At 49.0% G+C, this 21397-nt stretch carries 20 protein-coding genes; 17 read left to right on the top strand and 3 right to left on the bottom strand.

The window, feature by feature from the left end; translation table 11 throughout:
* Positions 1 to 66: 66 nt before the first annotated feature.
* From nuoF to mnmE, 17 genes are all read left to right on the top strand, one after another.
* On the top strand, positions 67 to 1419 hold the full coding sequence (gene nuoF / locus EPD17_RS19360; protein WP_132056101.1) for an NADH-quinone oxidoreductase subunit NuoF: 1353 nt from the start codon (positions 67 to 69) through the stop codon (positions 1417 to 1419).
* Position 1420: 1 nt separating this feature from the next.
* Positions 1421 to 2221: an FkbM family methyltransferase gene (locus EPD17_RS19355; protein ID WP_132056100.1), complete on the top strand. Its 801-nt coding sequence runs from the start codon at positions 1421 to 1423 to the stop codon at positions 2219 to 2221.
* Positions 2222 to 2234: 13 nt separating this feature from the next.
* Positions 2235 to 3404, top strand: a complete 1170-nt coding sequence (locus EPD17_RS19350; RefSeq protein ID WP_132056099.1) for a 2Fe-2S iron-sulfur cluster-binding protein — start codon at positions 2235 to 2237, stop codon at positions 3402 to 3404.
* A 1-nt stretch (position 3405) separates the two neighbouring features.
* Positions 3406 to 3615: a hypothetical protein gene (locus EPD17_RS19345; protein ID WP_132056098.1), complete on the top strand. Its 210-nt coding sequence runs from the start codon at positions 3406 to 3408 to the stop codon at positions 3613 to 3615.
* Between the two features lie 46 nt (positions 3616 to 3661).
* Positions 3662 to 4708: an NADH-quinone oxidoreductase subunit NuoH gene (gene nuoH, locus EPD17_RS19340; protein WP_114236404.1), complete on the top strand. Its 1047-nt coding sequence runs from the start codon at positions 3662 to 3664 to the stop codon at positions 4706 to 4708.
* 112 nt (positions 4709 to 4820) lie between these two features.
* Positions 4821 to 5366: a NuoI/complex I 23 kDa subunit family protein gene (locus EPD17_RS19335; protein WP_114236405.1), complete on the top strand. Its 546-nt coding sequence runs from the start codon at positions 4821 to 4823 to the stop codon at positions 5364 to 5366.
* Positions 5367 to 5448: 82 nt separating this feature from the next.
* Positions 5449 to 6006: an NADH-quinone oxidoreductase subunit J family protein gene (locus EPD17_RS19330; RefSeq protein ID WP_132056097.1), complete on the top strand. Its 558-nt coding sequence runs from the start codon at positions 5449 to 5451 to the stop codon at positions 6004 to 6006.
* Positions 6007 to 6095: 89 nt separating this feature from the next.
* Complete coding sequence (gene nuoK / locus EPD17_RS19325) at positions 6096 to 6425, top strand: NADH-quinone oxidoreductase subunit NuoK (RefSeq protein WP_132056096.1); 330 nt, start codon at positions 6096 to 6098, stop codon at positions 6423 to 6425.
* Between the two features lie 83 nt (positions 6426 to 6508).
* Positions 6509 to 8389, top strand: coding sequence for an NADH-quinone oxidoreductase subunit L (gene nuoL, locus EPD17_RS19320; RefSeq protein ID WP_132056095.1), 1881 nt, complete (start codon positions 6509 to 6511; stop codon positions 8387 to 8389).
* A 92-nt stretch (positions 8390 to 8481) separates the two neighbouring features.
* Complete coding sequence (locus EPD17_RS19315) at positions 8482 to 9957, top strand: complex I subunit 4 family protein (protein WP_132056094.1); 1476 nt, start codon at positions 8482 to 8484, stop codon at positions 9955 to 9957.
* A gap of 2 nt (positions 9958 to 9959) precedes the next feature.
* Positions 9960 to 11333, top strand: coding sequence for an NADH-quinone oxidoreductase subunit N (locus EPD17_RS19310; RefSeq protein ID WP_132056093.1), 1374 nt, complete (start codon positions 9960 to 9962; stop codon positions 11331 to 11333).
* 192 nt (positions 11334 to 11525) lie between these two features.
* On the top strand, positions 11526 to 12800 hold the full coding sequence (locus tag EPD17_RS19305) for an ABC transporter permease (protein ID WP_114236411.1): 1275 nt from the start codon (positions 11526 to 11528) through the stop codon (positions 12798 to 12800).
* Between the two features lie 243 nt (positions 12801 to 13043).
* Positions 13044 to 13871 carry a MotA/TolQ/ExbB proton channel family protein gene (locus EPD17_RS19300; RefSeq protein WP_240040680.1) on the top strand — a complete coding sequence of 276 codons (828 nt, stop codon included), beginning with the start codon at positions 13044 to 13046 and terminating at the stop codon, positions 13869 to 13871.
* A gap of 60 nt (positions 13872 to 13931) precedes the next feature.
* Positions 13932 to 14585 (top strand): ExbD/TolR family protein, encoded by a 654-nt coding sequence (locus tag EPD17_RS19295; RefSeq protein WP_114236412.1) that lies wholly within the window; start codon positions 13932 to 13934, stop codon positions 14583 to 14585.
* Positions 14586 to 14617: 32 nt separating this feature from the next.
* Positions 14618 to 15187: an ExbD/TolR family protein gene (locus EPD17_RS19290; RefSeq protein ID WP_114236413.1), complete on the top strand. Its 570-nt coding sequence runs from the start codon at positions 14618 to 14620 to the stop codon at positions 15185 to 15187.
* 38 nt (positions 15188 to 15225) lie between these two features.
* Positions 15226 to 16062, top strand: a complete 837-nt coding sequence (locus EPD17_RS19285; protein WP_114236414.1) for an energy transducer TonB — start codon at positions 15226 to 15228, stop codon at positions 16060 to 16062.
* A gap of 441 nt (positions 16063 to 16503) precedes the next feature.
* The gene (gene mnmE / locus EPD17_RS19280) at positions 16504 to 17877 is read left to right on the top strand and encodes a tRNA uridine-5-carboxymethylaminomethyl(34) synthesis GTPase MnmE (RefSeq protein WP_132056092.1); all 1374 of its coding nucleotides are present in this window, start codon (positions 16504 to 16506) and stop codon (positions 17875 to 17877) included.
* A 258-nt stretch (positions 17878 to 18135) separates the two neighbouring features.
* Here the strand turns inward: mnmE and EPD17_RS19275 are convergent, their stop codons facing one another.
* The 3 genes from EPD17_RS19275 to EPD17_RS20440 form a co-directional block, all read right to left on the bottom strand.
* The gene (locus tag EPD17_RS19275; protein ID WP_132056091.1) at positions 18136 to 18801 is read right to left on the bottom strand and encodes an IS5 family transposase; all 666 of its coding nucleotides are present in this window, start codon (positions 18799 to 18801) and stop codon (positions 18136 to 18138) included.
* A gap of 272 nt (positions 18802 to 19073) precedes the next feature.
* Entirely contained in the window at positions 19074 to 19439 is a 366-nt protein-coding gene (locus EPD17_RS19270; RefSeq protein WP_132056090.1) for a transposase, read from the bottom strand.
* Between the two features lie 87 nt (positions 19440 to 19526).
* Entirely contained in the window at positions 19527 to 19703 is a 177-nt protein-coding gene (locus EPD17_RS20440; protein ID WP_165929673.1) for a transposase, read from the bottom strand.
* Between the last annotated feature and the right edge of the window lie 1694 nt (positions 19704 to 21397).

Below are 21397 nucleotides of genomic sequence, written 5' to 3'. Positions count from 1 at the left end.
AATGCTGTTATGCATCACTGTTATTCACCCTAACAGGCAAGCGCTAACAGCAAACAGCTATACATCATGGCAAGAAAAGTTTTATTGGATAAAGCCCACATTGAAGGTATCCGGTACTACGATACCTGGCGCAAAAACGGAGGCTATGCTGCCGTGGAAAAGGCGTTTAAAATGGCGCCTGCCGATGTGGTGGAAGAGGTTAAAAAAAGCGGTTTGCGTGGCCGTGGTGGTGCCGGTTTTCCTACTGGTATGAAATGGAGCTTCCTGGCCAAACCCGAAGGCGTGCCCCGCTACCTAGTGTGCAACGCCGACGAATCGGAGCCGGGCACTTTTAAGGACCGCTACCTGATGGAGTTTCTGCCGCACCTGCTCATCGAGGGCCTCATCATTTCCTCTTTTGCGCTGGGCTCTAACCGCACCTATATCTACATCCGCGGCGAGTATGCCTGGATCGTTGATATTTTGGAACAAGCCATTGCCGAAGCCAACAACGCAGGCTTTTTAGGTAAAAATATTTTGGGCTCGGGTTTCGACTGCCAGATTTATGTGCAGCGCGGCGCCGGTGCTTATATCTGCGGCGAGGAAACTGCGCTGATCGAATCGCTGGAAGGCAAGCGTGGCAACCCGCGCATCAAACCGCCGTTCCCGGCCATTAAAGGTTTGTGGGATTGCCCCACTGTGGTGAACAACGTTGAAACGCTGGCGGCTGTAGTGCCCATCATCAATATGGGTGGCGAGGAGTATGCAAAAATTGGTGTGGGTAAATCAACCGGCACCAAGCTGATCTCGGCCTGCGGCAACATCAACAAGCCGGGTGTGTACGAAATAGACATGACCCAGTCGGTTGAAGAATTTATTTACAGCGATGAATATTGCGGCGGCATTGCCAACGGCAAACGCCTGAAAGCCTGTATCCCCGGTGGTTCGTCGGTGCCCATTTTGCCCGCCAACCTGCTGCTAAAAACTGCCAAGGGCGAACAGCGCCTGATGACCTACGAAAGCCTTGCCGATGGCGGATTTGCTACCGGCTCCATGATGGGTTCTGGCGGCTTTATTGTGCTGGACGAAGACCAGTGCGTGGTGCGCCACACCCTTTCGCTGGCCCGGTTCTACCGCCACGAAAGCTGCGGCCAGTGCAGTCCGTGCCGCGAGGGAACAGGTTGGATGGAAAAAGTGCTGACCAAATTGGAATACGGCAAAGGTGCCCTCAGCGATATCGACCTGCTGTGGGATATCCAGCGCAAAATTGAAGGCAACACCATCTGCCCGCTGGGCGATGCGGCGGCCTGGCCTGTTGCGGCTGCGATCCGTCATTTTCGCGATGAATTTGAATGGCACGTGAACAACCCCGAGGAAGCGCAACGCCGCAACTTTGGATTGGCTCATTACGCCGATCCGTTGGAAGTGGCTGTAGGGTAAGATGGAAAAGTTGCTGTTGATACCAAGGGCGATAGCAGACCTGCTGTCGGTATGGAATGGGCAGCAAACATGGAAACAAAAAAGTTCTTTTACATATACGTTGGCCCTGCTGAAGCTGAAAAAGTGGGTGGGGCAAAGCGACACGGTTATTGATTTCCCATTGCTGAGAATGCACTGGAAAGGCTGTAACAACGAAACCTTGCAGTACCTCGTGAAAGAAATATTTTTCGATGAGGTGTATCAAGTAAGGTCGTTGGAGGCAAACGCTGTGATCCGAATATTAGACGTAGGCAGCAACATAGGGTTGTCAGTGCTTTACTTCAAAACTGCATTTCCGAGTGCATTGATAGAAGCATTCGAGCCAAGTGCACAGTCGTTTGCGTTGCTGCAGCAAAATGTAGAACAAAATGACCTGCAACAGATCAAAGTGTACCAGTGTGCAATAACCGGCAACGACGAGCCACTGTTTTTTGTGGAAGGCTACGGGCCCTGCTCCCAAAACCAGCAGTTTTTGCCTACCGGAAATAAGGAACAACCGGTGCCAACACAGCGGCTTTCTGAACTGTTGCGAAACCGGCAGTATGACTTGGTAAAGATGGATGTGGAAGGAGCGGAGCTGGAAATTTTGAACGATGTTATTGCATCAGGGTGCCTGAACAAAGTGGGATGCTGGTTCATCGAATTTCATTATCCACTTGCGGAACTTGAAGCGATATTAAATGCATTCAAGGACCAAGGTTTTAGCAGTAGCCGTAAAAAGGACGTGTATTGTTTTCAGAAAATATGTAATCACAAGTATTGATAAAATAAGCCCGATGGCTGAAGAAAAGAAACTCTTTAAAGTAACGATCGACAATATCTCGGTAGATGTAGAACCGGGAACAACCATATTGATGGCTGCCCGTAAAATAGGCGGCGATGTGGTGCCCCCGGCTATGTGCTTCTACAGCAAGCTGCAGGGCAGCGGCGGTAAATGCCGTACCTGCCTGGTGCGGGTTGCGGCCGGCTCCACTGCCGATCCCCGGCCTATGCCCAAACTGGTGGCATCCTGCCGCACAGCGGTAATGGACGGCATGGTGGTGGAAAACATCACCAACCCCGCGGTGCTCGAAGCCCGCAAGGGTGTGGTGGAGTTTCTGCTGCTCAACCATCCGCTCGATTGCCCCGTTTGCGACCAGGCCGGCGAATGCGACCTGCAGGACCTGAGCTATGGCCACGGCGATGCCGGCACCCGCTACGAGTTCAAGCGCCGCACATTTGAGCGCATTGACATCGGCCCATACATCCAGCTGCACATGACCCGTTGCATTCTTTGCTACCGCTGCGTGTACACTGCCGACCAAGTGGCCGGGCAGCGCGAACACGGTGTGCTGGACCGCGGCGACCATGCGCAGATTGCTACGTACATTCAAAAATCGCTGGAAAGCCCCATGATCGGCAACGTGATCGACGTATGCCCCGTGGGTGCCCTTACCGATAGAACTTTCCGGTTTAAAAACCGCGTTTGGTTTACCAAACCTGTTGATGCGCACCGCGATTGCCCGCATTGCAAAGGCAAAACAAGATTGTGGATGCGTGGCGATGATGTGCTGCGTGTAACGGCCCGCAAGGACCAGTGGGGCGAAGTGGAAGAATGGATCTGCAACGAGTGCCGTTTTGAAAAGAAAAAAGTATCGGATTGGGTAATTGAAGGACCTACACAAGTAGACCGTCACTCGGTGATCAGCGCTGGGCATTATACCAACGCGGTAAAACCAAATGAATTTTTTACCAAAGTACTGGACGGCCGCAAGCCCAAGCTGCTGCTTGACATTCATACGATAAGTGATGTAAATAAAGTGGATCTGAACCTGCTGCCCGGACCCGCCACCGGGGCCACATTCAACGGCAACCCGCAGGCTACAGGCAACAATACAACGGATGTAAAAAAGGGCGCCGGTAAAAACCTGGCAGGCACCGACAGTACCAACCCCAATACGCCGTAACATGACCAGGCTGCCGGCACTGATCATAACTGCTTTTTTCGTAGGATTTCTGGCATTTGCCTTTTCCTACTGGATCATGCAAATGGAGTACAGTCTGGCACTGATAACAGGTGTAGCAGCAGGAGTGGTGGGGCTGGCTGTTGAGTTACTGAAGCCGTTGTTGCAAAAGAAAAAAGACGCTGCCGATAAGGGGCAGGATCGCAAAAGTTGAACATAAAATGCCAAAAGCAAAGGCTGGCGGCTAACAGCTAATAGCTATGTATTTATTACAAATCGACGGGTGGTTCATTCTGGAAAAATTCATCCTCATTGCCGCAATTGTAACTACGGCACTGGTGGTGGCCATGTACAGCACATACGCAGAGCGTAAGATCGCGGCCTTTTTGCAAGACCGCCGCGGCCCCAGCCGTGCGGGTCCCTTTGGGATCTTGCAACCCCTGGCCGATGGCGTAAAGCTGTTCATGAAGGAAGAAGTAATTCCGCTGGTGTCCAACAAATTCCTGTTTGTACTGGGCCCCATGCTGGCCATGATCGTGGCCATGATGACCTCCGCGGTTATCCCCTGGGGTAGCACCATCGATATTGCCGGCCGGCAGGTACCGCTGCAAATAGCCGATGTAAATATTGGCGTGCTGTACATTTTTGGCGTAGTGAGTTTGGGTGTGTACGGCATTATGATCGGTGGCTGGGCATCCAACAACAAGTTTTCGCTCATCGCCGCCATCAGGGGCGCTTCGCAAATGATCTCCTACGAGCTGGCCATGGGCCTGGCACTTATTGCCGTGTTGATGGTAACCGGCACTTTGCGCATGAGCGGCATTGTGAGCCACCAGATCGAAAACGGCTGGAACATCATTTACCAGCCACTGGGCTTTCTTATCTTTTTCATTTGTGCCCTGGCCGAGTGTAACCGCACACCGTTTGACCTTCCCGAAGCAGAGAACGAACTGAACTTTGGTTACCACCAGGAGTATTCATCCATGAAACTGGGCTTTTACCTTTTTGCCGAATACATCAACATGTTTATTTCATCGGTACTGATGGCCACGCTGTTTTTTGGCGGCTACGACATACCGTTTGTAAACGAAGCTGCCTGGGGCGATGCCTGGTGGGTGGGCTTGGTAGGCTTTGCCACGCTGATGTTGAAAGCATTCTTTTTCATCTTCCTGTTTATGTGGATCCGCTGGACTGTTCCGCGTTTCCGCTACGACCAGCTGATGAACCTGGGTTGGAAAAAGCTGATGCCGCTGGCCCTCGTAAATATGCTGATTACTGCCGTGGTAGTGCTGTTGCTGCAGAAATAGAAAGAAGGAGTATCTGCCCGAATAACTTGGGGCGATACCGTATTGCGGATAATTTTGCCGAAACCTAAATAAAACCAACAGCTAACAGGCAACCCTTAAAAGCTGTACTGATATGACATCATTAACGAATAGAAAAACACAGGTAGAACGCAAGCCCATGACGGCGATGGAGAAATTGTATCTCCCCGCCATCATCAAAGGCATGGGCATCACGTTCAGCCACATGTTCAAGAAAAACCCCACCATCAACTACCCCGAGCAGGTGCGTCCGTTCTCGTCGGTGTTTCGTGGGCTGCATATTTTAAACCGCGATGAAGAAGGCCGCGAACGCTGCACTGCCTGTGGCCTGTGCGCTGTGGCCTGCCCCGCCGAAGCCATTACCATGGAGGCTGCCGAACGCCAGACCGGCGAGGAGCACCTGTACCGCGAGGAAAAATATGCGGCGAAATATGAAGTGAACATGCTGCGCTGCATTTTCTGCGGCCTGTGCGAGGAAGCCTGTCCCAAAGATGCCGTGTACCTGTCGCAAACATTTGCCCCAGCGAACTTCGGCCGCCAGGGTTTTATCTATAAAAAAGAAGACCTGCTGATCCCCAACCCGGTGACCGATCCGGAAGGATTTGCAAAGGCAAAAGGCAGCATTCCGCAAGCGAAATAAATAAGTCAAAAGGTAAAAGTCAAAAGCAAAAAGTATCCATCACTTATGGGTTTTCACTGTTGACTTTTCACTTATCAATATCATGAGCATTACAGAAATACTCTTCTACATTCTTTCGGTGGTAGCCATAGGCAGTGCGCTGCTGGTTATTACCAGCAAGCACCCGGTTTACAGCGTGCTGTGGCTGATCGTAACCTTTTTCTCTATTTCGGGCCACTACCTGCTGCTCAATGCGCAGTTTTTGGCCGTGGTAAACATCATTGTGTATGCTGGTGCCATCATGGTATTGTTCCTGTACGTGCTGATGCTGATGGACCTGCGCAAAGAATCGGAGCCTGCCAAAAACAAATGGCTGAAGCTGGCTGGTGCGGTGGCCGGCGGCTCGCTGCTGCTGGTGCTGGTGGCCGGTTTGCGCACTGCCGATCAGCGCATGGCGCAACTCAATGAAGGCAACATCGGCCTTATTGAAAACTTGGGCCGCGCCTTGTTTACCGATTACGTGGTGCCTTTTGAAATTGCTTCGATCCTGTATTTGAGTGCCATGGTTGGCGCCGTGATCATTGGCAAAAGTGAAAAGAGCAAAAAACAGGCGGTGCCCATTGCACAGCAACAACCCGAGCCCGAGGCGGCTTCGGTGTAAGCCGGCTGCATCGCTCCGGTGATGCGCCTGTTGCGACGCTCCGTTCCCCGTTCCGATTGCTCATCAACACATTTAAAACTAGCAAGGCAATGCCTATCAACTACTATATCTTTCTGTCACTGGCGCTGTTTACCATCGGCATCATTGGGGTGCTTACCCGCCGCAACGTGATCATTGTTTTTATGTGCATTGAGCTGATGCTGAATGCCGTGAACCTGCTGCTGGTGGCTTTTTCCAAAATGCACCACCTGGCCGCCGGCGCTGGCAACAGCACTGCGGGCATCGAAGGGCAATTGTTTGTATTCTTTATTATGGTGGTGGCGGCAGCCGAAGTAAGTGTGGGCCTGGCCATTATTGTGATGCTGTACCGCAACACGCGGTCCGTTGATATCAACTTTTTGAACAGACTGAAACACTAATAAGCTTCGAGTGGCGAGAGTCGAGCTGTGAGTATACAGCTGGTTTTTCTCGCAGCTCGTAACTCATAGCTCACAGCTTAGATATGAAGAACTTAATTGCACTGATTCCACTGCTGCCTTTTATCGGATTTCTGATCAACGGCCTGTTTCGTAAAAGCTTGCCCAAGGGCGTTGCCGGCTTTATTGGCAGCGGCACCGTGCTGGCTTCTTTTGCCATTTCCCTCACCATTTTTTTGCAGGGCACTTATTCCGCCACCCCGCTGCAGTACTTCACCTTTATTTCGGCAGGCAGCCTGCAAATTCCGTTTGCCTTCCAGGTAGACCAGCTCACAACGCTGTTCCTGCTCATCATCACCGGTGTGGGTTTTCTCATTCACGTATACTCCACGGCATACATGCACGAGGAGCGGCAGGACCATTTTGCCCGCTATTTTGCATACCTCAACCTCTTTGTGTTTTCGATGCTGCTGCTGGTAATGGGCGCCAACTTCGTGATCATGTTTATTGGTTGGGAGGGTGTGGGCCTGTGCTCCTACCTGCTCATTGGTTACTGGTTTAAAAATGTAGATTATACAAAGGCCGCAAAGAAAGCTTTTGTCATGAACCGCATCGGCGACCTTGGCTTCCTGCTGGCCGTGTTCTGGATCATAGCCAAACTGGGCACTGTATCGTACAACGAAGTATTTACTGCGGCTAACTTGGCCAAGCTTACCGCCACCGATATTACCGGAATCACGCTGCTCCTGTTTTTAGGTGCAACCGGTAAAAGCGCACAGATCCCGCTGTACACCTGGCTCCCCGATGCGATGGCGGGCCCTACACCCGTATCTGCCCTCATCCACGCCGCCACGATGGTTACCGCGGGTATTTATATGATTGCCCGCAGCAATGCGCTGTTTTCGATGGCAGCAACCACCAACACCATCATTGCCATTATTGGTGCAGCCACAGCTTTGCTGGCAGCAACCATTGCCCTGCGGCAAAACGATATCAAAAAAGTACTGGCTTATTCAACGGTTAGCCAGTTGGGTTATATGTTCCTGGCACTGGGCACCGGCGCTTATGTAGCTGCTGTGTTCCATGTAATGACGCATGCCTTTTTCAAAGCCCTCCTGTTCCTTGGCTCCGGCTCCGTTATTCATGCGGTGAGCGGCCAGCAGGATATTCGTTTAATGGGTGGGCTGCGCAAAGCGCTACCAATAACCCATCTTACTTTTTTTATCGGCTGTTTGGCCATTGCCGGTATTCCGCCCTTGTCTGGCTTTTTCTCGAAAGACGCCATTTTACTCAACGCATTTGTGTACGATAAATTTTTGTACGCCATTGGTTTGATCACTGCGGGACTTACTGCTTTTTATATGTTCCGCCTCCTGTTCATTACGTTCAACGGCACTTTCCGCGGCACCGAAGAGCAACGCCATCACCTGCACGAAAGCCCCATTGCCATGACGCTGCCCCTGATCGTTCTGGCAATCCTGTCGGTTGTGGGCGGCTTTGTAGGCGTGCCCGAACTGTTTGTGCAGGGCGGTGAAAAGCTCACCGCGTTCCTGTCGCCGGTAATCAAGCCCGCCGACGGACTGCATGTGGAACACAGCACCGAGTGGATCCTGATTGCACTTACCACCGGTATTGCCGTTGCTGCTATCCTTATTGCATTTTTCCGTTACCGCACTTATAAAGAAGAACAGCCTTCAGCCATCGGCCGCCTGTTTGAAAACAAATGGTACGTGGATGAACTGTACAACAGCGCCATTGTAAAGCCGCTGAATGCACTGGGTGCTTTTGCCAACACTTTTATTGAACGCAGTGGTATTGATGCGCTGGTAAATGGTGTAGGTAAACTGGTCAACTACGGCGGCCGCCAGATGCGCTGGCTGCAAAGCGGCCAGATCGGTTCCTACGTGCTGCTGATGGTGGTGAGCATGGTAGTGTTCTTTGTGCTGCAGTTCTTTTTAAGAAAATAATGGGCGTGAATGGTGAATGGTCAATGAGGAAAATTGACCATTCACCATTGACCATTCAAGACAAATACTAACGCTAATCGTATTTATAAGAAATGATCGTTTTACAACTTTTCCTGGTTCCGCTGATCGGAGGTCTGGTAAGCTTTGCGCTGAAGGACGACCGCACCGCAAAAGGCTGGGCCCTGCTGGTTTCCTTTGTTACGCTGGCGCTGGCCATTTGGGGCAACAGCGTGGCCGGCACCGATGCGGGCCGTGCTTTCCACGGTGCTTGGATGGGATCGCTGGGTTCGTCGTTCTCGCTTCAACTTGATGGACTTTCCGGTATTTTAACCTTGCTCGCAGCCGTCGCTTATCCCATTATTCTACTGGCCACATGGAACAGCACCTACAAGCGCCCGGGCAACTTTTTTGCCCTGATGCTGCTGACCCAGGCCGGTATGATCGGCGTGTTCACCGCCACCGATGCGCTGCTGTTTTACTTCTTTTGGGAGCTGGCGCTGATACCCATGTATTTCCTGTGCTCGCAGTGGGGTGGCGAACGCCGCATTGCCGTTACCTTCAAATTTTTCATTTACACCTTCGCCGCTTCGGTGCTGATGCTGATCGGGTTGTTGTACCTCTACTTTCAAACACCCGACCGCTCTTTTGCGCTGCAATCGTTTTATGCCATTGAGCTACCGGTGTCGCAGCAAAGCGTCGTGTTTTGGCTGCTGTTTATTGCCTTTGCAGTTAAAATGCCCATCTTCCCTTTCCATACATGGCAGCCCGATACCTACGAGCAATCGCCAACGGCGGCTACAATGGTGTTGAGCGGCATCATGGTAAAAATGGGTGTGTTTGGTGTGATCCGCTGGGTTATCCCGGTTGTGCCTGCAGCGGCTTATAGCTGGGGCGATGTGGTGATGAGTATGTCCATCATCGGCATTATTTACGCTTCGCTTATTGCCATTCAGCAGAACGACCTGAAGCGCCTGATTGCCTATTCTTCCATTGCACACATTGGCCTGATGGCTGCAACGCTTTTTGCCGAAACAGAAAGCGGTTGGCAGGGCGTGATGATGCAGATGTTCAACCACGGTGTCAACATCATCGGGTTGTGGATTGTGGTGGAACTGATCGAACGCCAGATGGGCACCCGCAAACTGTCGGAGCTGGGTGGTTTGGCACAAAAAGCACCGGCACTGGCCATATTGTTGGTGATCGTTGCGTTTGCAAATATTTCGCTGCCGCTCACCAATGCATTTGTTGGCGAGTTCATGATGTTCAACGGCATTTTCACTTCAACCATTACCAAGTACAACGAGCTATTTGCAGTGCTGGCCATGCTCAGCATCATACTGGCTGCGGTGTACACGCTAAACATGATCCAAAAAGTGTTTTTTGGGCCGGTAAATAACCTGACAGCAAATGCAACCGACATCCGTTTCAACGAAAAGCTGGCGCTGGGTGTGGTAGTGCTCCTGATACTGGTATTTGGTATTTACCCGCAACCGCTGCTCAACCTGACCGGTGGTTTTGTAGACGTGATTTTGAATAAAGCAAATGTTGCTCACCTGATAGTAAAATAATTATGAACGCTTTAATTTTTTCGGCGCTGAGCGGTGTTGCCATGATGTTTGCAGGCATCTTGCTGCGCACCAATAACAGCATTCGCAGTCTTGCAATTTTACTGTCGTTGGTAAATATTGTGGTTACATTTTTGGAGCTGCGTGGCGTACACATTGTGCAGGTAAATACGGCCGGTATGCTGGCTTTTGATTCCTTTGCACTCCTGTTTATCCTTATTGCGCAGGTGTCCACGCTGGTGTTTTTCCTGCTGTCGTCACGTGATATGGAAAAGGTGGGCCGCAACTATCCCGATTATTTTGCACTGATCTTTTTTATACTCGCTGGCGTTGCTATTTCGGCAGCGTTTCAATCGCTTTTGCTCCTGTTTTTGGGTATCGAAATCATGTCCATTCCGCTGTACATTTTGGCCGGCGCCGACAAGCGTAATCTGAAAAGCAACGAAGCTTCGCTGAAGTACTTTTTGATGGGCTCTTTTTCAACGGGCCTGATGCTGATGGGCATTGCCTTGTTGTATGGTGCTACCGGCACATTTAACCTGCAGGGTTATGTATACGACCTGGCCAATATTCCCGTGTTGCTCATTGCAGGCCTCATGCTCCTGTTGTTTGCCATGTCGTTCAAAGTATCGGCGGCGCCTTTTCATTTCTGGACGCCGGATGTGTATGATGGCTCACCAAGCGTGTTTACTTCGTACATGGCTACGGTGGTAAAAGCGGCTGCGTTCATTGCATTCATGCGCTTGTTTGCTGAAAGCTTTGGCGCCATTAAAACCGAATGGAAAGTGTTGGTGGGCATCATTACCGCGGCTACTTTGTTCATTGGCAATATCACCGCTGTGTTTCAGCAAAGCGTTAAGCGCATGCTGGCTTATTCATCCATTGCGCAGGCCGGCTTTATGATGATGGCCATTTATGCACTCAACTCCGATGCGAAAGAAGGCCTGCTGCTGTATGCTGCGGCTTATTCGCTGGCTACCATTGGCATTTTTGCCGTGTTGGTAAAAATGAAAGACCAAACCTTTGATGGCTTCAATGGTTTTGCACGCCAGCAACCGATGGTAGCGGCTACACTGGTCATATTCCTGCTGTCGCTGGCAGGCATTCCGTTAACGGCTGGCTTTCTGTCCAAATTCATGATGTTGCGGGCAACCATTGCCGAAGGCAACATCTGGCTGGTGGTATTTGCCGTGTTGATGGCTGCCGTTTCGGTGTACTATTATTTCCGGTTGATACAGGCCATGTATTTCCGCGAAAGCAATCAAACCCTGGCCCTTGATATCACACCCGGTTTCCGGTACACGCTGATTGGCGTGGCCGCTGTTACCATCATTCTGGGCGTGTTTCCGAATGTGCTGACGTATTGGCTGTACTTTTAGGAGACCGTAAAGACGGGAAAGACAGGAAAGTCGGAAAAGAAAATTTATTCGTTTACAAATGTCCTGCGTGATTTTGAGCTTAATTACTCAAAACACGCAGGACATTTTTTATTAACAGCAAAAATCTTTACCGTCTTTTCCGACTTTCCGGTCTTTCCCGTCTTCTTACTAACTTAGAGCCAATTAGCCTACATGAATCTTTCCGATACATTTTCCCTCTCGTGGCGCACTGTGCGCAGTACCAAGCTGCGCACCGGCATTACCGTAGCCATCATTGCATTTGGCATTATGGCGCTGGTGGGCATTATAACGGCCATTAAAGCCATGAACCAAAAGCTGACGGAAAGCTTCTCCACCATGGGCGCTACGGGCTTCAGCATCCGCTTTAAAGAACGCAACATACGCTTTGGTGGCGGTGGCTCCGAGTCGACGCTGAGCAAGAAAGGCGCCCGCAAGGAAAAGAAATCAAACCTGGGCAAACCCATCACCGACGAAGAGGCCGCTGCATTTGCCAGCCGGTATAAGTTTCCGGCAACAGTGGGTTTGTCGGTGCTGGCCACACGCAACGCCATCATCAATTTTAATTCAAGGAAAACATCGCCCAACGTGTTTGTGTTTGGCGCCGACGACAACTATCTTGCCCTGAATGGGTTTAACCTCATTGGCGGCCGCAATTTCAGCCGGCAGGATATACGGTCGGGCGGCAACTTTTGCCTGCTGGGCTACGACGTTGCCAAAAAACTGTTTCAAAACCGCCCGGAAAGGGGCGTAAACGCCGTTGTACGGATTAATAGCATCCCATACAGGGTCATTGGTGTATTGTCGAGCCGCGGGTCTTCATTTGGCTTTAGCCGCGATAATGTGGTGGTTGCACCATACCGGAATATTCAACGTAATTTCAGCATCACCAGTTCGTACGTGATTGGCGTAATGGCTACTGATCATTCGACGGTAGAAGATGCCATGGGCGAAGCCGAAGGATTGTTCCGCGCTGTGCGCAAATTGAACACGACCGAGGCCAGCAATTTTGCTATGGACCGTGCCGATGCCGTTGCAGAAAAAATGATGAACAGCCTTGGTTTTTTAACGATATCGGCTACCGTTATTGGTCTCATCACACTTGTTGGCGCAGCCATCGGGTTGATGAATATTATGCTGGTTTCTGTTACCGAACGCACCAAGGAAGTGGGGCTGGTAAAGGCTATTGGTGGCAAAAGCAAAATGGTGCGGATGCAGTTTTTATTTGAAGCCATTATTATTTCTATACTCGGTGCCTTCTTTGGCATTGTATTGGGCGTGGGTGTGGGCAATTTGTTTTCAGCAGTGCTCTCCACGGGTTTTGTGGTGCCCTGGGACTGGATCGGGTATGGCATCATCATCTGCACACTGGTAGGCCTTGGCGCCGGTTTGTATCCTGCTTGGAAAGCCGGTAAACTAAATCCCATCGAAGCTTTGCGCTACGAATAACAATATTTAAACATGTAGCTTGCCTGCATTTAAACGGCCGCGCCAATCATTGCATTTAGAATAATTATGAACTGAGCAACTACAGTTGAAAATTTTAAACCTTTCATCACATTTCACACTTTTTTTCCTTAGAATTGTGCACTTGAAAAAACAAAAGCAAACAAAAACCCTTTTTCACATCACTAAAAATTAATGACCATGGCAGCAGAGTCTAGACCGACTGCAACCACAACAACCGCAAATGTGAAGTCCACTTCTGTGCAACCGAAGAAAAGCAGCAATGCCATTTCATGGATAGCTCCCGTACTTTGTATCGTAGCTGGTTACAGCATTTGGAGATTTCTGATGGGCAACCCCGATGGATTCAAGCAGCCTGATGCAGCCGGTGGTTTCTGGCCCCACCACCTCGGACCGAAAGATGCGTTCCACGCCATTTATGAAGGTGGTATCATTGTACCCCTGCTGATTGGTTTATTGCTGATCGTAATTGCGTTCTCTATTGAGCGTTTCCTGACCATTCAAAAAGCGCTGGGTAAAGGCAACATTGCTGACTTCATCCGCAAAGTGCAGTACCACCTGGCCAACCGCAACGTAGATGCTGCCCTGGCTGAGTGCGACAAGCAACGCGGCTCTGTAGCCAACGTAATGAAAGCTGGCCTGCGTCGCTACAAAGAAATGATTGGCAACACCGAGCTGGACACTGATCAAAAAGTACTGTCGATCCAGAAAGAAGTAGAAGAAGCAACTGCGCTTGAGCTGCCTATGCTGCAAAAGAACCTGGTGTTCCTGTCTACAATCGTATCGCTGGGTACCCTGGTAGCCCTGCTGGGTACGGTAATGGGTATGATCCGTTCGTTTGCTGCCCTTGGTGAAGAAGGTGGTGCTGGAGCAGCCTCCAACCTGGCGGTAGGTATCTCTGAAGCCCTGTATAACACTGCCCTGGGTATTGGTACCTCGGCTATTGCCCTGGTAATGTACAACGTGTTTACTACTAAAATTGACGCCATCACCTACGGTATCGATGAGTCTGGTTTCACCCTAACCCAATCTTTTGCATCGCTGTACAAATAAGCTGCAAAAAGTTTGTGGAATAGTGGAAACCTGTGCATCTCATTCTAAATTTTTCTAAACATGCCTGCAGTAAAAATTGCAAAGAAAAGTGCAGAAACGGACATGACGCCCTTCGTGGACATCGCGTTCCTGATTCTGACCTTTTTCATTATGGCAACAAAGATGAAGCCACCGGAGCCCGTGGAAATTACCACGCCCAACTCGGTGTCGACAAAGGAGTTGCCGGCGAATGACGCCATCCTGGTGGAAATGGATGGCACCGGCCGGGTGTTCTTTACCATGCTGGTGGAAAACGATCCGCAGTCGAAACTCTCTGTAATCCGCAACCTCAACACGACCCGTAACCTGGGCCTGACCGATGCGGAGATGCAGAATTTTGTAAAAACCTATTCCGTAGGCGTTCCGTTTACCGGGCTCAAGCAACTGCTGGGTACCCCGGCCGACAGGCAAAAAGATATCAAGCAACCGGGCATCCCGGTGCGTGATAGCGCCAACAACGAACTGACCATCTGGATCCGCGACGCGATTACCGCTCTTTCAGGCCGTAAACTCAACTACCTGATCAAAGGCGATAACAATGCTAAGTATCCTGATTTCAAGAACGTACTGGCAGCCTTTAAAAAGAACGACATTTACAAGTTCCAGCTCGTAACCAATCCGGAAGACGTGCCCATGGGTACCGATTTGTTTAAGAGCCGTAACGCAGTTAAGTAAACCCGATTTTTCAAACAAACAAACCAAACGGTATGGCTTCATTAGATACTGGTGGTGGCGATAGTGGCCACAAGAAAGGGCCTGGCGTCAAAAAGCAGAAGCGTCAGTCGACCCGTGTGGATATGACCCCGATGGTGGACCTGGGTTTTCTGCTCATCACGTTTTTCATCTTTACCTCTACCATGAGCACGCCTGCAACAATGGACCTGTTCATGCCAAAGGATACCGAAAAGCCTGAAGAGCAAAACAAAGCGAAAGAGTCGGGAGCACTTACCGTAATGCTGGGCAAGGAAAACAACGTTTACTACTACGAAGGACAGCTGGCACCTGATGCCTCTAACTTCAAGTCGACAAACTTTGATCCTGAAACCGGCATTCGTAAAGTGATCATGGACAAAAAGCGCAGCACCAACATCGAAGATTTGGTGATTGTGATCAAGCCCAGTCCGGAAGCGAACTACAAAAACACGGTGGACATGCTCGATGAAATGGCGATCAACGAAGTAAAACGCTTTGCATTAGTTGACATTTCTGACGTAGAGCAGCAGCTGGTTACCGCTACCGAAGGTGGTGGAGCCCCGGCGCCGGCCCCTGCACAATAGTAGTTCAAGAAAAAAGAAACCTATTTTAAACAAAGAGCATGGAAGCAAATAAAATTCTAAGTGCCGACATCCTGGACATCCTGTTCGAGAACAGGAACAAGTCTTACGGTGCTTACGAACTCCGAAAAACGTACAACCGCCGCATTTGGGTGGCGTTGGCGATTACTGCGGGGATCGCTGCCGCACTCTTCCTGTATGCTTTTATCTCCGCTTCGTTGAAAGACGATACTGCTAAACTGGAAATTTCCAACGAGGTGGTACTGGAAGAAATAAAGCAGGAAGAAGAGAAAAAACCGGAGCCGCCTCCGCCACCGCCGCCGCCCAAGCAGGAACCACCTAAAGTGGAAATGACCAAATTCACCCCGCCTAAAATCGTAAAAGATGAAGAGGTGAAGAAAGAGGACATTCCACCTGAAGTAGAGAAACTGGAAGACACCAAGATCGACATCATCAGCCAGGAAGGTGTGAAAGATGAAGGTTTTGCTGCGCCGCCGGTTGTCGATGCCGGTAAGCAGGTTGTGGAAGCCCCCAAAGTAGAAGACGAAAACAAAGTTTTTGAAAAGGTGGAAGTGGACGCCTCCTTTACCGGTGGTGAAAGCGCCTGGCGCCGTTTCTTGGAACGTAACCTGAACGCAAGCACCCCTGTAGATAACGGAGCGCCTCCGGGATCTTACCAGGTTGTGGTTCAGTTTATCGTGGACAAAACCGGTAGCGTAAGCGACGTAAAAGCCCTGACCAAACACGGTTACGGCATGGAAGATGAAGCCGTTAAGGTGATTAAACGTGGTCCTAAATGGGTGCCTGCCATCCAGAACGGACGGAACGTGAACGCTTACCGTAAGCAGCCCATCACTTTCGTAGTTGCTGAAGAATAAGTTTCTTAAAAACGCCACCTGAATATTGAGAAGCCCTCTGCGCAAGTAGGGGGCTTCTCTTTTACCGGTGATTTGTGCGATTTGCAAGGGTTAATATGGATGCTTCAAAAAGCTAAAGGACTTTTTGGGTCAAACACAAGGTTCTAAATACAAATCGAACGCTAGCAAGTATTGTTTTGCACCTTTGGGTTGTCATGCCGAACTTGTTTCGGCAAACCCTTTATAATGCGCAAACTCAGGGGGCAGGAGATGCCGAAACAAATTCGGCATGACATATCCTATTTAAGACGATTACATAATACGGTTTGGTGTAAACAAGTATAATATTCTCTGTACTGCTCCCTCATCGTCGCGTTGCATTTCCCACCCGTTTTAGCTAATCATACAAATCCTTCAATAATCCTATAAATCACTGGTTCCGCTGGTTTAGCTTTGCCCTGTATGAACAGTAAGCTTTCCGGATGGGATGATACCATTGTAGCCTTGGCAACGCCGCCCGGCGTGGGTGCCATTGGTGTGTTGCGGCTTAGCGGCTCAAAAGCCATTGATGTGGCCAATGCCATTTTCCCATCAAAAAACCTGCACCTGCAACAAAGTCACACCATTCATGTGGGCAGTATCAAATGGCAAGGCGAAGTATTGGATGAAGTAGTGGTTTCCTTGTTTAAAAATCCCCGTTCATATACGGGCGAAGATGTGGTGGAAATTTCCTGTCATGGCTCTCCCTTTGTACAACAGCGTGTACTCGATGCCTGCATGGCGGCAGGAGCCCGGCTGGCAAAGCCCGGCGAATTCACCCAACGGGCATTTTTAGCAGGCAAACTTGATCTTACCCAAGCCGAAGCCGTTGCCGACCTGATTGCAGCCCAAACCGGGGCTGCGCAAAAAACAGCATTGCACAATATTCGCGGGGGCTTTTCAACCGTGCTGGCAGCGTTGCGCGAACAGCTGATCCGCTTCTCTGCACTGATCGAACTCGAGCTTGATTTTTCGCAGGAAGACGTAGAGTTTGCCGACCGCACCGACCTCAAGAACCTGGTGCGCCAGATACTGGATCAAACCAACGAATTGCTGCAATCGTTCCGATTGGGCAACGTGATCCGTAACGGCGTAAGCGTAGCCATTATTGGCAAACCAAACGCCGGAAAATCGACCCTGCTTAATGCATTGCTCAATGAGGAGCGGGCAATTGTAAGCGATATACCGGGCACCACACGCGACACCATTGAAGAAGTACTGAACATCGATGGCATTTTGTTCCGGTTGATCGATACAGCCGGTATTCGCAGCCACAGCGCCGATGCCATTGAAGCGGTGGGCATCAAACGCAGCCTGCAAAAGCGCCGCGAAGCCGACCTCGTACTGTATTTATTTGACGCAACCGATAACACTCCCGACAGCTTGCTGGAGGCAACGCATGAATTGGAGCGTGAAAGCATTCGCCACTTGCTCGTGGGCAATAAAGCCGACCAGGAAACGGGGGGAAATTTGAAGTTTGGTCAGAACATATTGATGATTGCCGCTAAATCCGGCATGGGCATCGACACCCTGCGTCAACGCATGGTAGCGGCAGTTTTAGAGAATGCATCCTTAGGTGAAAATGTGGTGGTAACTAATGCACGCCATTTTCATGCGTTGCAACAGGTACAGCAGTCGCTGCAGGATATACTATCAGGGCTCGATGCAAACATTCCTGGCGACCTGTTGGCGCTGGATATTCGCCGCAGCTTACATTACTTGGGCGAGATCACCGGTGAAGTAACGAATGAAGACCAGTTGAATTTTATTTTCAGTAAGTTTTGTATCGGAAAATAACTGGGTATTCTTTTGGTTGCTTTAAGTATGGTTTTAGCTGCTTTTAGTTGTGCGCGCCGATGAAGCTGACCACATTAGGTCGACGCGAATTGACCACCTATTTCAATGGCGAAAAAGTAATGTACATGTATGATTCGGAGGTGGATAATGTGAATTGATTTTATTGATTATGATCCTTAAACATTTACTAGGTTACCTCAATATTGATTACACTGCGTTTCTTTCTATAACTTATCTCAAAAATACCTAGAGGCTATCTTAAAAATACCTTAATAGGGTAATGACAGAAGCTAGAAATATGAACGCTTGAAAGTTTTCGAGCTTTCGTTCCCACCTTACTAAACAGCGCCTATAGTTCTGCAGCCAGGCAAAGAACCTTTCTACGGTCCAGCGCTTTTTGTAAGGCCTTAGCTTTCTTCCATCTTGTGTTTTCTTTCGCTTGCGGTTTCTTTTGTGCGGTGCAATAAGTTCAATACCCCTTCGCTTCATCCGTTTGTCCAATGGATCGCTGTCATAAGCCTTATCACCAACCAACTTACCGATTCTGGCCTTGCTAAAGCGATGCTTGAAGGTTTGTTCCACCAAAGTGGCTTCAAAAGGAGTGGCTGAAAACACATGTACCGAATGTGGCCGGCTATCCCTTGTGGTGATTGCCATGATCTTAGAGACCTTGCCGCGCTTTGTTTTGCCTACGCCAAAGCCCCCTTTTTTTGCCCCGGCAAAAGAGCCGTCGATGAATGCTGTTTGTGCCTTACGGCTTTTACCGTTGTGATAAGCGCTTAATCTCGTAAGCATTTTCCTGAACACACCAGCCTTTGTCCATGCCTGAAAGTACCGGTGACAAGTTTGGTAGGGCGGGTACTCAGCAGGCAGCAGATGCCAGGGCGCACCGGAAAACAGAATATAGATAATGCCGTTCAGCACTTCCCTTGGGTTGCGCCGAGGCCTTCCTTTGCCGTCTTATCGCTTCTTTTGTTTAGGCAGCAAATCACTTACTGCAGCCCATTCACCATCACTAAGACAAACACCACCTTTCATAACTCACTTTTCTAATCCAATCCACAAAGCCCATACCTATTCAAAACCTTTTTTGAGATAATCTCTAAAAGCATAATGATGGCAGCGAGGTAAAGAAAGCCTTGAAAGTTGTCAGCTTTTCTTTCATCACGCACCACACATTTTCGATAATTGTGCAACTATGCAAAGAAGCGCTCTACGCTCCATCGGTGCTTGCAATGACGTAGGGGCCGTCTATCTTGGGTTCTTTGCTTTCTTTGGTTGCGTTTGTGCAGTGAAATAATTTCAATATCTTTTCTTCTAAGCTGCTTGTCCAGCGGATCACTGTGATAGGCCTGGTCTGACACCACCCGCCGCATTTTGGTCTTGTTGAACCTTTCTTTGATGGTTTGCTCCAGCAGCGTACTTTCAAATGGTGTGGCGGAGAAAACGCTAATTGCCAACGGGTGGCTCCTTTTTGTAACAGCCACCATTACCTTAGAATCTTTGCCCCGCTTGGCCTTTCCGATTTTGTCGCCCCCTTTTAGCCGAAGAAAAATTCCCATGGGCTACATCCACATCTGTGTTTTTCTTTTGCAAGTCTGATACAGGCTCAAGGCTCCCAGCATCTTCTGCATCACGCCCTTTTTATTTCAGAGCTGAAAGTATCGGTGGCAGGTCTGATACGGCGGATATTCCTTCGGCAGCAGATACCAGGGTGAACTGGAGAACAATATCCAGATGATGGCATTCATAACCTCCCGTGGATCACGCCTTGGCCGCCCCTTCCCATCCTTTCTGCGCTTTGTCTTTGAAATAAAGGGCGCCAATACTATCTATTTTCTGTCGCTTAAATAAACACCCCATTTGATAATTCACTTTTTCTAATTAACCACTCAAAGAACATACATAGCCAAATCGATTTTTGAGATAGGTTTTAGATTTTAGCAAGCCTTTCCTTCAGTACCGTTTTTATTGTTTGGTTTGCTTGATTGATCAAAGTTTTTCCACCAAATCGCCAACACCATAGCTAACTATAACATAATCAGGGCCGCCTTCCTTTCCATGCCCATAATTTTTGAACTTGAAGAAAGTAGTATGTGTTATTTCAAGAGCTATTGTATTGACCAAACCTGATCTGATGGTTTCAATACCAGAATACGATCCTTCAATTCTTCTGGGGGTGATAGCCACCTTATCAAAGACGAGGTTGTCTTAATCTGTTTGAGTCTGCACCACAACCGCCCATGGCTTCCTTGGATGAACCGAATATCTGGGTATGCCTTGCATGAGCATTCTAAAGACTTCTACTCCTGAAATACTGTCTGCCTTTCCATTTTTAAGCGCACAGCCTGCCAGTTAGTTTCTAGCCTTAACTCGGTCTTAGAACTCCTGGCTGTGAAAAATTGAACAAACATCCTGCATAGCCTCCTGGATAGCTCATTGTTGCCTCGGGTTCAGGTTTTGTAGGCCAATTTGTGGGCAACCACCGTTTGAACTAATTGTATCAAAATCAGATTCCGTTGGCCTATCATGATCCATTCACGCCAGGCTGAGGCACCTAGGCATTGTTATGAGCAGTACAGCCAAAGCCACGACGATAAAGCTTCTAAACATATTCTGCTTCATTCCGTTTTATAGAACATTTTTAATGGAATGCTGAAACGTATCCCCTAGAGGTTTTCGTACTACTTTTCGTAGTCTACATACCGGCGATATTGGTAAAAAGGCTATATGTTTACAAGGCTCTTGCTGTCCTTGTCCTTTAGTAGGAATAAAAAGCCCAAATTGTAAGTCTCAATTCGGCTGATGCTGTTTTTTGTACCAGACTTTATAAATCCAACGTTATTGTACTTCAGATCCAAACCGATATCCAAAATGTCTGCAAAGTCCTTGATGATCAATACCTGAGGTCTATTGTTTCTAATTACTGTAGTTGAGAATTTAGCATCATCAAATAATGCAATAAAACACGGCACACCAAAAAACAAAAGCTTTTGGGTGTGCCGTGTTTTAGCATCATCAAATGTATAAACACCCTTATTTTCAGAGGCAAAAAAATCGTTTCATTGATCCTTGTGATTTTGTTCCATTGCCTTGTGGTAGAAATATCTGATAGCGTATGTTTTCGGGCAAGTTTCAGGTAAACATCGCTATAGAAGTGAAGGCCGCTTTTGTAAACTGTATATGACCATCGTTCATTGATAAGCTTTTCTTCATAATCTTTTACCTTATCCAAGTAAGCCTTGACGAGCTTCAAACTATCGGTACGAAAGCCACTGTTATCAATGCTGTCCAACAATTCGGCGATAGGCTTGGAGGCCTGGCTCCACTGATGGATGCAGTGTACTTACCAACAAATTGTGTGTTTAAGCCATCATAAAGCCTTAGGTATTCCGATGTGTCCGGTTTGTTGACATCATTGAAGTTGTAGCCACCACCTACATAAGTATAGCTACCTCCGATGGTTAGCGTATTTCATTCCTTGAAGTTGAAGAATTTTTCTCCAGTGATGGAGCCTGTA

It is taken from the genome of Pseudocnuella soli, from assembly GCF_004347775.1.
GTDB lineage: Bacteria > Bacteroidota > Bacteroidia > Chitinophagales > Chitinophagaceae > Flavisolibacter > Flavisolibacter aquaticus.
Note: the sequence above shows the minus strand (reverse complement) of the source record. Positions and strands in the feature narration are given on the sequence as shown.